At 63.0% G+C, this 14,191-nt stretch carries 16 protein-coding genes and 1 tRNA gene; 9 read left to right on the forward strand and 8 right to left on the reverse strand.

Annotated features, from left to right (window positions below):
- Positions 1–49 precede the first annotated feature (49 nt).
- A complete protein-coding gene (locus U1E20_RS00810) occupies positions 50–586 on the forward strand; it encodes a hypothetical protein (protein WP_409978684.1) in 537 nt (178 codons plus the stop codon).
- Between the two features lie 203 nt (positions 587–789).
- Here the strand turns inward: U1E20_RS00810 and U1E20_RS00815 are convergent.
- The 3 genes from U1E20_RS00815 to U1E20_RS00825 form a co-directional block, all read right to left on the reverse strand.
- Positions 790–864 (reverse strand) — tRNA-Val (locus U1E20_RS00815).
- 132 nt (positions 865–996) lie between these two features.
- Complete coding sequence (locus U1E20_RS00820; protein ID WP_409978685.1) at positions 997–1,539, reverse strand: HD domain-containing protein; 543 nt, start codon at positions 1,537–1,539, stop codon at positions 997–999.
- A gap of 41 nt (positions 1,540–1,580) precedes the next feature.
- Positions 1,581–2,297: an HAD family hydrolase gene (locus U1E20_RS00825; protein WP_409978686.1), complete on the reverse strand. Its 717-nt coding sequence runs from the start codon at positions 2,295–2,297 to the stop codon at positions 1,581–1,583.
- Between the two features lie 130 nt (positions 2,298–2,427).
- Between U1E20_RS00825 and U1E20_RS00830 the strand changes: the two genes are divergently transcribed.
- Genes U1E20_RS00830 through gor form a run of 3 tightly spaced genes read left to right on the forward strand, consistent with a single transcriptional unit; the run spans position 2,428 to position 4,984 of the window.
- Positions 2,428–2,862 (forward strand): hypothetical protein, encoded by a 435-nt coding sequence (locus U1E20_RS00830; protein WP_409978687.1) that lies wholly within the window; start codon positions 2,428–2,430, stop codon positions 2,860–2,862.
- Positions 2,863–2,891: 29 nt separating this feature from the next.
- Positions 2,892–3,614 (forward strand): ribose-5-phosphate isomerase RpiA, encoded by a 723-nt coding sequence (gene rpiA, locus U1E20_RS00835; RefSeq protein WP_409978688.1) that lies wholly within the window; start codon positions 2,892–2,894, stop codon positions 3,612–3,614.
- On the forward strand, positions 3,611–4,984 hold the full coding sequence (gene gor / locus U1E20_RS00840) for a glutathione-disulfide reductase (RefSeq protein ID WP_409978689.1): 1,374 nt from the start codon (positions 3,611–3,613) through the stop codon (positions 4,982–4,984). Before rpiA ends, gor begins: the two co-directional genes overlap by 4 nt.
- Here the strand turns inward: gor and U1E20_RS00845 are convergent.
- Complete coding sequence (locus U1E20_RS00845) at positions 4,981–6,222, reverse strand: acyltransferase family protein (RefSeq protein WP_409978690.1); 1,242 nt, start codon at positions 6,220–6,222, stop codon at positions 4,981–4,983. The genes gor and U1E20_RS00845 overlap by 4 nt on opposite strands.
- Before the next feature lie 247 nt (positions 6,223–6,469).
- Here U1E20_RS00845 and U1E20_RS00850 point away from each other — a divergent pair, with 247 nt between their 5' ends.
- The 5 genes from U1E20_RS00850 (at position 6,470) to U1E20_RS00870 (ending at position 10,923) form a co-directional block, all read left to right on the forward strand.
- Complete coding sequence (locus U1E20_RS00850; protein ID WP_409978691.1) at positions 6,470–7,849, forward strand: class II 3-deoxy-7-phosphoheptulonate synthase; 1,380 nt, start codon at positions 6,470–6,472, stop codon at positions 7,847–7,849.
- A 46-nt stretch (positions 7,850–7,895) separates the two neighbouring features.
- Complete coding sequence (gene lldD, locus U1E20_RS00855) at positions 7,896–9,026, forward strand: FMN-dependent L-lactate dehydrogenase LldD (RefSeq protein ID WP_409978692.1); 1,131 nt, start codon at positions 7,896–7,898, stop codon at positions 9,024–9,026.
- Positions 9,027–9,056: 30 nt separating this feature from the next.
- Entirely contained in the window at positions 9,057–9,767 is a 711-nt protein-coding gene (locus tag U1E20_RS00860; protein WP_409978693.1) for a carbonic anhydrase, read from the forward strand.
- A 284-nt stretch (positions 9,768–10,051) separates the two neighbouring features.
- Positions 10,052–10,594, forward strand: a complete 543-nt coding sequence (locus U1E20_RS00865) for a DUF4142 domain-containing protein (RefSeq protein WP_409978694.1) — start codon at positions 10,052–10,054, stop codon at positions 10,592–10,594.
- 5 nt (positions 10,595–10,599) lie between these two features.
- The gene (locus tag U1E20_RS00870) at positions 10,600–10,923 is read left to right on the forward strand and encodes a cupredoxin domain-containing protein (RefSeq protein WP_409978695.1); all 324 of its coding nucleotides are present in this window, start codon (positions 10,600–10,602) and stop codon (positions 10,921–10,923) included.
- Between the two features lie 214 nt (positions 10,924–11,137).
- On the opposite strand, the gene U1E20_RS00875 is transcribed toward U1E20_RS00870, so the two are convergent.
- From U1E20_RS00875 to U1E20_RS00890, 4 genes are all read right to left on the reverse strand, one after another.
- Positions 11,138–11,677 (reverse strand): cupin domain-containing protein, encoded by a 540-nt coding sequence (locus U1E20_RS00875; protein ID WP_409978696.1) that lies wholly within the window; start codon positions 11,675–11,677, stop codon positions 11,138–11,140.
- Positions 11,674–12,204 (reverse strand): sigma-70 family RNA polymerase sigma factor, encoded by a 531-nt coding sequence (locus U1E20_RS00880; RefSeq protein ID WP_409978697.1) that lies wholly within the window; start codon positions 12,202–12,204, stop codon positions 11,674–11,676. Before U1E20_RS00880 ends, U1E20_RS00875 begins: the two co-directional genes overlap by 4 nt.
- A gap of 95 nt (positions 12,205–12,299) precedes the next feature.
- Entirely contained in the window at positions 12,300–13,655 is a 1,356-nt protein-coding gene (locus U1E20_RS00885) for an FAD-dependent oxidoreductase (RefSeq protein WP_409978698.1), read from the reverse strand.
- A 60-nt stretch (positions 13,656–13,715) separates the two neighbouring features.
- Positions 13,716–14,108, reverse strand: coding sequence for a nuclear transport factor 2 family protein (locus U1E20_RS00890; protein ID WP_409978699.1), 393 nt, complete (start codon positions 14,106–14,108; stop codon positions 13,716–13,718).
- Positions 14,109–14,191 lie beyond the last annotated feature (83 nt).

The following is a 14,191-nucleotide window of genomic DNA, read 5'->3' on the forward strand; positions in this document are numbered from 1 at the left end:
AAAAAGTTTCGGTGCTTCTGACCGGTGCTATGTTGACCATATGTGGCAAATGCTGATTTTCACGGGGCATCGCGTTGACGCGCCGGATCGCGCCAAGTCGCGCTTCCCTCCACGACTGGTAGACGCCGCCGGTCGCGCAATTGGCAAGGCAATCGATGAACTTTCGCCCGCACACTGCATCGCGAGCGCGTCACGTGGGGGGGACATCCTGTTTCTGGAGGCGTGTCGCGCCCGAGGCATCCCATCGACGATCGTGCTGCCGTTTTCACCGGACGAATTTGAACGGAGATCGGTTGCAGGCGTCTCAGAAGGCGATTGGGTTGCGCGCTATCGCTCGCTGATCGCCTCAACGCGTCCCGAGCGCCTGATTGTTCTTAATCTCGTCGCAGAGCCAGACCCCTATCGTGCCTGCAATCTTGCAATCCTCAAGCGTGCTCAGGCGGCATCACCCTCGGCGCCACTTTTACTCGCGCTGTGGGACGGCGAGGGAGGGGATGGTCCTGGTGGCTCCGCCGATATGGTTGAGAGAGTTCGCAAAGCAGGTGGGCGGGCAGTCATCATTAACCCGTCCGCTTTACCAAAATGAATTTTATTGGAAGCGCGCTACTCCGCTCTAGGGAATAACCCGGCCTTCACACTCCGCTGGCCTTCCTTTCTGACGAACATCAGTCGAACATATTCCACGAATTTTCCACGGATCGAAACGCCATGTTCTGGTTTCGACCTGCGCTGACATGCGCAATCCGCCAGCCTACCGACTTTTCTATGCTAGTAGATTCAGTGTCTTTATGGTGGGCGGCACAGGGATTGAACCTGTGACCCCTCCCGTGTGAAGGGAGTGCTCTCCCGCTGAGCTAGCCGCCCGTCGCCATTGGCGATCGATATCTCTCGTGTAGGAGAGCCCGGCGCCTTCCGTCAAGTTCGGAGATCGCGCCTGCCGCGCCGAGGCTCAAGCCTGGGCGCCAGCGTCGGCGAACGTCGCTTCCGCCTTCCTGCTCACGGCGGCGTCCAATCCTTGGCCAGAACCCTGCGCACCATCGGCTCGAAGGTCGCGAGCGGCTCGTTCTTATAGTCGGGGTCGAACGACACCTCGTCATATTTGGCGCAGAATTCGACCGTCCGCTCATAGGCCGGGTCCGACTTGAACTTGTCTCGGGCGTTGGGGTCGAGGCCGAGATGCGCGGCGTAGAAATAGGTCTGGAACAGGCCGTGCTGCGCCAGCATCCAATAATTGTCGCGACTGATGAAGGGCTTCAAAATCCCGGCGATCACCTCGCCATGGTTGAAGGGGCCGAGCGTTTCGCAGGAATCGTGCAGCAGCGCCACGACCACATATTCCTCGTCCTTGCCGTCGCGCAGCGCGCGGGTCGCCGATTGCAGGCAATGGTCGTAGCGGGTGATGTTATAGGCGGTGTCCCGGCTCAGATCGCGCAGCAGTCCGAAGAGCCGGTCCGGCAGTTCGTTGAGCGTATGCTCGTGGACCTGTTTGAGGATTCGAAAGTCTTCGTCGGTGCCCTGGTCCATCCGGGTGAAATGCATTTTCTCCATGGCGGACCTTTCTGCGGAAAGCCGGAGCGACGTTAGGAACTGAGGGATCGCGCCGGGGGCGCCGCTGCGAACAGCGCCGCATCCAGCGACGCGACCGCGTCCCACAGCTCGTCGAAATGAGAGATAAGGCGATCGGGCGAGAAGGCCGCGACCGGCGTGTCGGTATAGCCGAAATCCACCGCCACCGCGGGGGTTCCGGCGGCGCGGGCGGTGTCGATGTCGGTCTTGGAATCCCCGACCATCACCGCCCGGCGCGGATCGCCTTGCGCCCTCTCGATCGTCAGCCACAGCGTGCGCGGATCGGGCTTGTGCATCGGAAAGCTGCCGCGCCCGCAGATCGCCGCGAAACGGTCCGCCGCCGAGAGCTTTTGCAGGAGCAGGCGCGCCAGGGGCTCGGGCTTGTTGGTGCAGACGGCGAGGCGAAAGCCGGCCGCCCTGAACCGGTCGAGCGCCGCCAGCGCGCCGGGAAAGAGGCGGCTTTCGTCGGCGATATGCGCCTCGTAATGAACCAGAAAGTCGCGCACCAGCGCGTCGGTGCGCGGCCCGTCGAGCGGCGCGCCCTGGCGGGCGAAGCCGCGTTCGATCAGCGCCCGCGCGCCGGCCCCGACCAGCGGCCTGGCCGTTTCGAGCGCGACCGGCGACAGTCCCTCGCGCCGGAGCAGCATGTTGAGCGCGCCGATGAGATCACGGGCGGTGTCGGCCAAAGTGCCGTCGAGATCGAAAACCAGAACGGGAGGGCGGATGCTCATGGCGTCAGGGCGTAGCCGCGCCGCCGCCAAGGATCAAGCGGCGCCGGGCGAATCGCGAAAATTACCGGCTCCGCTCACGAAGGCTCTGCGTGTAGACTGCGCCGAGCGATTCGCGACAGGGAGCGCAAACATGCGTGGAACGGGCCACTTCCTACAGCGCCGACACGCCGTTTTTTCGGCCGGCGCGCTTGTCTTGGCGGGTCTTTTCTTGGCCGGGCTTTTCTTGGTGGAGCTTGGCGCGCCGGCGTCGGCGGCCTCGGTCGCCAATTATGAATTTCTGGCGGCGCCGCAGACCGACCTCAATCGGGTGTTTCGCCTCGACCGCTCCAATGGCGAGGTCGGCGCCTGCCAATATGGCCTCAAGGAAGGAGCCGCCATCGGCGTGACCCTGTGCTACCCGCCCGGCGAGGGCGCTAGGGCCGGCGCCTTTAGTGAATATTCGCTGGTCGCCTCGCGCCACACCGGCGAGGGCGGCGTGTTCCGCGTCGATCTGCGCTCGGGCATGATGTCGATCTGCTTCGTCCTTAACGAAACCTCGGTGGTCTGCACGCCGCCGGCGAAATAGACGGGCGACGCAGCGAATCGCATGACCGCATGACCGCACTTTCCGCCGACGCCATGAAGCGCGCCGCCGCGCGCGCGGCGCTCGACTCCGTGACGCATGGCATGCGGCTGGGGCTCGGCACCGGATCGACGGCGGCGCATTTCGTCGATCTTCTCGGCGCGCGCGTCAAGGACGGATTAGAGGTGATTTGCGTGCCGACCTCGGAGCGCACCCGCGCGCAGGCGGAAAGCCTCGGCATACCGCTGTCGACGCTCGACGAGACGCCGCAGCTCGATCTGACCGTCGACGGCGCCGATGAATTCGACTCCGCGCTTCGTTTGATCAAGGGCGGCGGCGGCGCGCTGCTGCGCGAAAAGATCGTCGCCGCGGCGTCGACGCGCATGTTCGTCATCGCCGATGCGACAAAAGAGGTCCGCACGCTCGGCGCCTTCCCGCTGCCGGTCGAAATCGATCGATTCGGCGCGCGCTCGACGATCCTGCAGATCGAGCGGGTCGCGCGCGGACTTGGGTTGATCGGACCGTTGACGCTGCGCGAAGCGGCGCCCGGCGAGCGCTACGTCACCGACGGCGGCCATTACATCGTCGACTGCGCCTTCGGCGCCATCGGCGATCCCGAAGCGCTCGCCGCTCGGCTGTCGGCGATCCCCGGCGTGGTGGATCACGGTCTGTTCATCGGACTCGCCACAGCCATCTTCATCGCCGGCGCCAAGGGCGTGCGCATCATCGGCAACATCTCAGGCGACAACTTATGAGTTTCGACTATGACCTGATCGTCATCGGCGCGGGGTCCGGCGGCGTCCGGGCGGCGCGCATCGCCGCCAGCCATGGCGCGAAAGTCGCCATCGCCGAGGAATTTCGCGTCGGCGGCACCTGCGTCATCCGCGGCTGCGTGCCAAAGAAGCTTTACGTTCTCGCCAGCCGATTCCGCGACGAATTCGAGGACGCCGCCGGCTTCGGCTGGCGCGTCGGCGATGTTTCCTTCGACTGGCCGTCGCTCGTCGCCGCCAAGGAAAAGGAGATCACGCGACTCTCCAATCTTTACGCCGAAACGCTGGCGAATTCCGGCGTCGAGTTGATCCGCGCGCGGGCGATGCTCACCGATCCAAACGGCGTGCGCTTTTCGAATGGCGGCGCCGCCCGCGCCGGCCATATTCTCATCGCCACCGGCGGCGCGCCAGTGCTCGCCCCGCATATTCCGGGCATCGAATTCGGCATTTCCTCGAATGAGATTTTCGATCTGCCGAAATTTCCACAACGGCTGCTGATCGTCGGCGCCGGCTATATCGCGGTAGAATTCGCCAGCGTCTTCGCGCGGCTTGGCGCCAAGGTCGATCTCGCCTATCGCGCCGATCTGCCGCTGCGCGGCTTCGACGACGATCTGCGTTTGCGCCTTGCCGACGCGCTCAAATCGGCGGGCGTCGCGCATCGCGCCGGCGCGCTGCCGACGCGGGTGACGAAATGCGTCGGCGGACTCGAAGTCGAGATGAGCGACGGCGCGCCGCTGACCGTCGACAGCCTGCTGGTGGCGACCGGGCGCAGGCCGTTGACGCAAAATCTCGGATTGGAGGCGGCGGGCGTCGCTCTGCGCGAGAATGGCGCGGTGGCGGTCGACGAACATTCGCACACCAATGTCGAATCGATCTACGCGGTCGGCGACGTCACCGATCGCATCAATCTAACGCCGGTCGCCATTCGCGAGGGGCAAGCCTTCGCCGACAGCGTCTTTGGCGCGACGCCGACGACGATCGATTATGAACATACGCCGAGCGCGGTCTTCACGACGCCCGAAATCGGAACCGTCGGATTGACCGAAGCCGAGGCGCTGGCGCGGCATGGCGCTGTCGACATATATGAGACGCAGTTTCGGCCGATGCGCGCGACGCTCTCGGGACGCGGCGAACGCGTCTATATGAAACTCGTCGTCGATGGCGCGAACGGGCGCGTGCGCGGCGCGCATATTCTCGGTCCCGAGGCGGGCGAAATGGCGCAGCTCGTCGCGATCGCCCTCCGCATGGGCGCGACGAAGAGCGATTTCGACGCGACCATGGCCGTGCATCCGACCATGGCGGAAGAGCTCGTGACGATGCGCGCGCCTGCGCGGCGGCTTGGGCCGCAGAGTTAAGCTTCGATCCGCTCGCGTTTCCGTTGCACGGCGGCAGGATGCTGCGCCGGAACGGGTTGCTGCGCGGGCGCGGGTGTGGGAGCCGCGCCCTGGGGCGCCCATCTGTCGAGGAGGGCGCGAAGCTTGCGCCGCGCCGCGCCGGTCTTCGCCTCGGTGACTCGCGAGAAGAAATAGCCGCTGACGATGGCGATCCCCATCACTGAAAAGCCCACGGCGTAATTTCCCGGCGTCGCCAATTGCGTCGCCCACTCATTCCCCAATGTGCTGCCGACCGCCGCGCGTACGAAAATCAGGATCGGCATGTGGATGCTGTAGAGCGAGAAGGAAAAATCGGCGAGCGTCTTGTGGAATTTGAAACGCAGCAGCGAAAAGCCTTCGGACGGCCCATAACGGAAGGCGAGCAGGACAATGATGAACAGGGCGGAAGCAAGCAGATCGGCCGCGTCCGCCATCCAGGGATGGGCCTCCAGGAGATGGCCGCGCACCACCAATCGGATGATGACGACGACGACGGCGTAAAGGAGGAGCGCCGCCCAGCGCGAGCTTATGATTGGCCGGGGCAGGAGAGTGGCGAAGGCGCCGCCGGCCCACAGAATATAGCCGAATTTGAACCAGCTCGGCGGCGTGGAAATCGCGGCAAACAGTCCCGCGCCGAGCGCGAATCCCAACAGGCGCAGCGCCAGCGGATAATTGCGCGCGAAGGGCAGCAGCAGCAGCGGAAAGGTGATGTAGTACCAAAACTCGCAGGCGAGCGACCAAAGCGGCCCATTGGTGCCGAAATAGTCGAAGCCGATGCCCTGCAGATTGATGAAGCTTGCCAGAAACAGCAGCGCCGAAAAATGGCCTTTGAACAGCGGCCAATCGTAAACGCCGCTGCTGGCGAAGAGCCATCCGCCGAGCGTATCGAGAACGAGCGTGAGCACGACGGCGGGGCCGACCACGAGATAGATTCGCGAAACGCGATGGATGAAATATTCGCGCAGGAAATCCTGATTCTTGCGCAGATGCGCCAGCACCGCGCCGCCGACGAGGTAGCCGGACATCACGAAGAAGGCGAGAACCGCCTGATGGCCGAGTTCGAAGGCGGAGTAGAACCACCAGACATAGACCAGCGGGGCGTGCGGCGCGCTCATAATGTCGGCGATGTTGATGTAAAGGTTGGACGTATGGACGGCGAGCACCACCAGCGCGCCGAGCCAGCGGCTCGCCTCGATGAACTGCGATAGAATAAACGGCATCGCCCCGGTTCGCCCCCTCGCTCGGCCGCGCCCGCGTCTTGACGTTATAGCCGCCGGCCGCGGCCATCGCCAAATTCGGGCGGGCAGGGGCGAGGATGGGACAAGGGTGCGGCAAGGATGGGGCAAGGTTCGGGCGAGGTTCGGGCGAGGGTCGCAATCGCCGTCATAATCCTCTATAAGCGCCGCTAGCGCCGCTTCGAGACGGCCGACGCGCCCTTGAGGCGTTGATCTAGCGGAGTTTTGCGAAGTGGAACGGTGGTCGCCAACCAGCTGGAGGAATTTGCCGATCGAGCAGACGCCGGTCTACCAGGACCAGGCGGCGCTCGCCGATGTCGAGCGCCAGCTCGCCGGCTTTCCGCCGCTGGTCTTCGCCGGCGAAGCCCGCAATCTGAAGCGTCACCTCGCCGAAGTTTCCGCCGGAAAGGCTTTCCTGCTTCAGGGCGGCGACTGCGCCGAAAGCTTCTCGGAACATTCGGCCGACAACATCCGCGACTTCTTCCGGGTCTTCCTGCAGATGGCGGTGGTGCTGACCTATGCCGCCGCCTCGCCGGTGGTGAAGGTCGGGCGCATTGCCGGCCAATTCGCCAAGCCCCGCTCCGCGCCGGTCGAAAAACAGGGCGACGTTGAACTGCCGAGCTATCGCGGCGACATCATCAATGATCTCGCCTTCACGGTGAAGGCGCGAGAGCCCGATCCGCAGCGCCAGCTGCTGGCCTATCGGCAATCGGCCGCGACGCTGAATCTCATCCGCGCCTTTGCGGCGGGCGGCTTCGCCAATCTCGAGAACGTCCATCGCTGGATGCTCGGCTTCGTCAAGAACAGCCCGCAGTCCGAGCGCTATCAGAAGCTCGCCGATCAGATCACCGAGACTCTCTCCTTCATGCGCGCCATCGGCCTCGATCCGGAGCATCACCCCGAGTTGCGCGGCACCGACTTCTACACCTCGCATGAGGCGCTGCTGCTCTGCTACGAACAGGCGCTGACCCGAATCGATTCGACGACCGGCGACTATTACGCCACTTCCGGCCACATGCTTTGGGTCGGCGACCGCACCCGGCAGGAGGACGGCGCGCATATCGAATTCGTGCGCGGCGTGAAGAACCCGCTCGGATTGAAATGCGGCCCGAGCCTCAAACCCGATGCGCTTTTGCGCCTGATCGAAACCCTCGACCCGGAGAACGAACCCGGCCGACTGACGCTGATCTGCCGCTTCGGCGCCGACAAAATCCAGGATGCGCTGCCGGCGCTGGTGCGGCCGGTGCTGCGCGAAGGCCGCAACATCGTCTGGTCCTGCGATCCGATGCATGGCAACACGGTCAGCGCCGCCGGTTATAAGACCCGGCCGTTCGATCGGATCATGTCGGAAATCAGCAGCTTCTTCGCGGTGCATCAGGCCGAGGGCTCCTATGCCGGCGGCATCCATCTCGAAATGACAGGCAAGGACGTGACCGAATGCACCGGCGGCGCGCGCGCCATTTCGGAGAGCGATCTGCGCGATCGCTATCACACCTATTGCGATCCGCGCCTCAATGCCGAACAGGCGATCGAAGTGGCGTTCCTCGTCGCTGAGCTCCTCAAGCGGGAGCGGCTCGCACGAGGCCTGCCGGAGCAGCACGCCGCGGAGTGACGCGCGAAACGATGCCTCCAACCGCCGCAGTCCGTTGGAGCGTCGAATGATCGTTTCGTCGGCTTTGGATTATCGACAGGCCGCGCAGCGCAGGCTGCCGCGATTTCTCTTCGATTATATCGACGGCGGCGCGAACGCCGAAGACACTCTGCAGGCCAATGTCGCGGATCTGCGGGCCGTGAATTTGCGGCAGCGCGTGCTGAAGAATGTTTCCGATCTCAGCCTCGCGACGGAGTGGTTTGGCCAACGTTCCGAACTTCCGGTGATTCTGGGGCCGGTGGGCCTCAGCGGCATGTTCGCCCGTCGCGGCGAGGTGCAGGCGGCGCGCGCCGCGGCGAAAAAAGGCGTGCCTTATGTGCTGTCGACGCTCTCGATCTGCTCGCTTGAAGAAGTCGCGGCGTGTTGCCCGAGCCCGATCTGGTTTCAGCTCTATGTGTTGAAGGACCGCGGCTTCATGCGGTCGATGTTGGAGCGCGCTCAGCGCGCTGGCGTCGACATCCTCGTCTTTACCGTGGACCTGCCGGTGTATGGGTCGCGCTATCGCGACGCTCAATCCGGCATGTCAGGACCCTTTAAGAAAACGCGGCGCCTGCTGCAGGCGATGACGAAGCCTCATTGGACGTTCAATGTCGGACTTTGCGGCCGCCCGCATGATCTCGGCAATGTCTCCAAATATCTCGGCAAGGCGACCGGACTTGAGGACTACATCGGCTGGCTAGGGAAAAACATCGATCCGTCGATCAGCTGGTCGGACCTCGAATGGATTCGCGAATTCTGGAAGGGCCCTTTGATCATCAAGGGCATATTGGATGCAGAGGACGCGCGGGACGCCGTGCGGTTCGGCGCGAATGGAATCGTCGTGTCGAACCATGGCGGACGCCAGCTCGACGGCGCGCTCTCCACGGTCAAAGCCCTGCCGCCGATCGCCGACGCCGTCGGGATTGATGTCGAAATATTCGCCGATTCCGGCGTGCGGTCGGGACTAGACGTGGTGCGCATGCTGGCGCTTGGCGCGAAAGGCGTGCTGCTCGGGCGCGCCGCCGCCTATGCCCTGGCGGCGGCCGGCGAGGCTGGCGTCGAGAATTTGCTCGAGATTTTCGCCAAGGACATGCGCGTGGCGATGACCTTGACGGGAGTCAATTCGATCGCTCAAATCGAACGCGGCATTCTTGCTTGAGCAGGCGTGAACGACTGGGGGCGAAGCGACATGTGCAACGATCATTCGCACAATTTATCTAGGCGATTATTCGTCGCTTCGGGCGCGTCGACGGTTCTGATGGGCGGTCTGGCCGACTCATATGCTCAAACTTCGCCCGCCGCCGCCCCGGCGCAAGTGTCGCCGGATGAGGCGCTCAAGCGTCTAGTGGACGGCAATGCGCGCTATGCGAGCAACACGGCGATCAACCGCGATCTGTCCGCCGGACGGGCCCAACGCGCCCAGGCGCAATATCCTTTCGCCGCTTTGGTCAGCTGTTCGGATTCGCGTGTCGCGCCTGAACTCGCCTTCGATCAGGGTCTCGGCGATCTCTTCGTCGTTCGCGTCGCCGGCAATTTCGTCAATACAGACGGTCTCGCGAGCCTCGAATATGGCGTGAAGATTCTTGGCATTCCGCTCATCGTCGTGCTCGGCCATTCCAATTGCGGCGCGGTCGCCGCGACGATCAAAGTTCTAAAGGAAAAGTCCAAACTGCCGGGCCATCTCCCGCAGCTCGTCAATGCGATCAAGCCCTCGATCGATTTGGTGGAAAAGCTGAAAGCTCCGGACCCGCTCGCCGCGGCGATCGCGCAGAACGTCCGCTACAATGTAAAGCGTTTGACGACGGCAAAACCGATCGTCGCCGAAGCCGTCGCCGCGCAAAAGGTGAAGCTCGCCGGCGCCGTCTATGACATCGGCACGGGAAAGGTGTCTTGGCTTTAGGCGGCAGGAGCCGCTTCGGCGCGTGAACAGATGCGCCGACGTCGAACGGTCGCTTCCATTGTCATTCCCGGCAGGCCGAAGGCCTGACCGGGAATCCAGAGCGATCCGATGACTCATGTTGTGATTCTGGATTCTCGATCGCGCTTCGCGCGTCGGGAATGACAAACCCTGGCCGTCATCGCGCGGCATCCAGAATCATTCTTTAGAAAGTCGCGCATCCAAATTCTTCGGTCCTCGGTAATGGCTGTGGTCGGTTCGACGACCGCATCCAAATGGAGGACGTCATGAAAATTATTGCTCCCATCATCGCCGGCGTCGTTTTCGCCTCGAGTTTTTCGGCGCGGGCGGCGGATACGCCGACTGATCCACAGATCGCGCATATCGCCTATACCGCCGGACTGGTCGATATCGGCTACGCCGAAATCGCGCTTCAGCGCTCCAAGAACAAGGTCGTGCGCGAATTCGCGATGGAAATGGTGAAGGATCACAAGGCGGTCAACGACAAGGCCTTGGCGCTGGTCAAGAAACTCGGCGTGACTCCGGAAGACAATGCGACGAGCCAGACGATCGCCAGTCAGGCGGCAACCAAGCGCGCCGAATTGAAGCGGCTCAGCGGCGCCGCCTTCGACCGCGCCTATGCGGAGAATGAAGTCGCCTATCATTCGCTGGTGAATGCGGCAGTCGACACGCAGCTCATTCCTTCCGCCAGCAATGGCGAATTGAAGGATCTTCTCAAGGTCGGCCTCAAAATCTTCGAGGGCCACCAGCAGCACGCGGAGCATATGGTCGAACGGCTCTCTCGCAAGCACGCAGCGAGCAAGGAGTGACGCCGATGCGAAACATCGCGCGCCATGCGGTGTTCTCGTCGCTGTTCTTGCTGGCGGGCGCTAAGTTCGCGCCCGCTGGCGAACCTGCGAGCATCGTGATCGCCGATCTCGAATTCAAGCCGTCCGTCGTCACCATTCGCGTCGGCGATACGGTGACCTGGATCAACAAGGATTTCGTCGAGCACACGGCGACATCCCGCGACGGCGTCTTTGACATTGCGACGCCCAAATCAAGGCCCGCCCATTGGCGCGCGCAGAAAGTGGGCGACTTTACCTATTATTGCCGACTGCATCCGAACATGACCGGAGTCATCCGCGTCACGCCGTAACGAATCCGACTGATCCGTTCGCTACAACAGCGTCATTCCCGGCAGGCCGAAGGCCTGACCGGGAATCGAGAGCAACTCCAATGACTCATGTTGTGATTCTGGATTCTCGATCGCGCTTCGCGCGTTAAGAATGACAGTCGATCCGTTCAAACGAATTTCATATAAAAACGGCCGCGAGCGTTTCGCGGCCGTTTTAATTACGTTTTGAAGCTGGTTACATCGCCTGAATGATGATGCAGCGGCAGCCGGCGCGGGTGCGATGCGCGGCGTGAAGACTGCCCTTGGGCGAGAAATGAAAGTCGCCTGGACCAAGCTCCACGCCGTCAAAGGCGAGATCGCCCGAAATCACGAAGATTTCTTCGTCCTGGGAATGTTCATGTTCGGGAAAGACGGCGCCGGGCTCGGCGTCGACGAGCAAGGTCCAGCGGTTGAGCGCGACGTTGCGATGCAGCTCCTTGAAGCGCACGCCTGGGCAAAGAACAATCCACTCGCCCTCATTGGCGCGAAGCGTCCGGCTCATCGATTCGAGTTTCTCGCGGGCGTCGAGGCGCGCCTCGATCCTGTCAAAGAGATCCGCTGGCGGCGCGACCTCGCCCGCGTGCATGGCGAGCGGCGCGAGCGCCTCCTCCCATTCGCGCGTTTTCGCGGCGAGAGCGGGATCGCCCTTCTGGCGCGCCTTCAGGGCCTCCGTTTCTTCGCGGCTCAACGCCCCTGCCGCGAACAGCGCCGCGTCGATGTCGTCGGGGTCGGTCATGAGATGCACTTTCTTAGGTCCGCCAGCCCCCTGAACAATGCGGATTTCATCGTGCCGAGCGGGCGCTGGAAACGCCTCGCGAGTTCTTCATGAGAATAGCCATGGATATAGGCGAGCAGCACCCATTGACGCCGCTCCTCGCCCAGCCTGTCGAGGCAATCGATGAGACGCCCCTTGGCCAAGGGATCATGCTCGGGAAGATCCGCCGCGATCTGCGGCGCCTCCTCATCTTCGAGCGAGGCATGCGCGCTGTCGCGCAGCCGCAATTCATTGAGCGCGATGCGTCGGGTCACCACGGTCATCCAGGCGAGCGCGGCGCCTTTTTCGGCATCATAGCTCGCCGCGCGCTCCCATATGCGGGTAAAGGCTTCTTGCAGCGCTTCCTCGGCGCGCGGGCGATCGCGCAGCAGGCCAAGGCAGACGGCGAAAAGCCGCGACGAGGTCGCGGCGTAAAGATCGCGAAAGGCCGCGCGGTCCCGTATTGCGACCCGCTGCAGAAGCGCTTCAAGCGAGTTGTGCACGTCCACAGTCGCTCCCCGACGAGGCGGCCTTGCGTCGTCCACAGCATAGCCAAGGCTCGCGGGGTCGTCGAGACGCGCCGCATGCGACTCGCAGTCGATGATCATTCAAGGAACGCGCCGAAATAGCGAGTCGTGAAACGCGGTCGCGTCAGGCGTTTGGGTATTTCGACGTCGCCTTTCTCGAGCCACTGGGTCTGGATCGGCGAAACCCGCGCGCCGAGGACGTCAATCGCCAGCCGGTTGTAACGTCGCGAAAAATCCTGCCATCGCGGCGAACAGGGATCGCTGCAGAAGGGATCGAACGAGAAGGAAACGCCGGGCCCGTCCGAATAAAGTCCGAAAGGCTTCTGGGCGCGAGGCGGACGGTTGACGAAATAAGTCGCCCAGCCGCCGGGCGCAAATCCTGTCTCCGCTTCAAAAGCCTTGGTGAAAGCGTAACTCTCGGCGATCACGTGCGGCAGCTTCAAAATATCGTGCTCGTAATATTGAAAGTCGAGACGTTTCTCGTCTTTGCGAGGACGCCAATATTCATTCACGAAATCGGCGCGGGAATAGAGGATGCCTTTCGGCTGCGGCGTCGCGACGCCATCGAACCCGCGTTGGATCGCGAGCCGTTTCGCGACGCGGAATTCTTCGCATTCGGACTGCGCGAATGGCGCGACGCTCCCTGGGCCGGCCGCGTAGCGCTGATCGTAAACGCCGACAAGCTTGTCGAGAAACACAATGGCGAGCAGGGCGTCGCATTGTCCTCGCTTTTCGAGGAGGCCGCACGCGATCTGCTGCGGCGTCTCATAAGTCTCGAGCGAAATGTCGCTCCGGCAGAGCCGCGCCTGTCGCGTTTCGACGCAGCACTCGACGACGATGCCCATCAGCCCGAAGCTGCATTTGAACTCATGAAAAGCCGCGCCGTCGACGCGGTCGAAAATGGTTCGCAATGCGCCGGTCTCGTCGACATAGGTCGCTTCGACGACATGGGCGGAGAAATAGCCAGGCGCGTCGAGCGAGGATTCTTTCGTATCCCCCACCGCGACCGAGCCGACGGTCGCTTCGCCGATCTCGGCCTGAAAGGGAATCTCGAGCCCGCGCTCCTTCAGCCACATGTTCAGCTTCTTCAAGCGGCAGCCCGCCTGCACGCGCACGACGTCGCGTCCGAACGCGTCGGTCTCGATTCCGAGAATTGCATCGAGCTTGCGCAGACAGACCAGCGTTCCGCCGTCGTTAACGATGGCGTCAGTGACCGACAGCATCGAACCGACAGGACTGACCGGCGTCGGAAAGCGTCGATAATCTCGCGCGATCGACTGCACATCCGCATAGCTGATCGGCTCGACATAGACGGCTGGCGTGGTGGCGCGATGTCCGCCCCAATTTGCATAGCTCCCGCCTTCGGCGATCAATCCGTGAACGGGCGGCGCGTCGCTTATCGAGCGAGTATCCGGCGCGAAGGCGGTTTCCATTGGCCGATCTCCCATGCTGAATGATCAATGCGCCGAGAAACGAGCCCGGCGCGGGAATAGTCACGCCGCGATGGCGTCGGCGATCGACTTCGTGTCGTAGAATTCGCGAAAGCGCAGCAGCTTGCCGTTCCTGAGCGTGAACACATGCGCCCAATCGCTGTCGAAGACACCGCCCTTTTTCACCCGCGCCTTGGTGCGGCCGAGCACGATCACGGTGTCGCCGGATTCAAAAAATTCCGTCGGTTCAAAGGCTTCGAAATCGAGATTGTCGGCAAGCGCCTGGAAGAAGGACGCCGCACCAGCGACGCCGCCGCGACGGCCGCCCCAGGGAATGATTTTCTCGTCGCCGTTCGACAGCCATTCGATGGCGGGGTCGAGCGCGTCGAGAATGGATTTGACGTCGCCGCGCCCGAAGGCGGCGTAAAGTGATCGGATCAAATCGGAATTGCTCATCACCTGCTCCTGTTTCCGGCCGCGTCGCGTCGCGCCCGCTTAGGGTTACGCAACGGTTTGGCGTTCGGATGCAGGCGGATGAT

Source organism: Methylocystis sp., from assembly GCF_046349115.1.
Taxonomy (GTDB): domain Bacteria; phylum Pseudomonadota; class Alphaproteobacteria; order Rhizobiales; family Beijerinckiaceae; genus Methylocystis.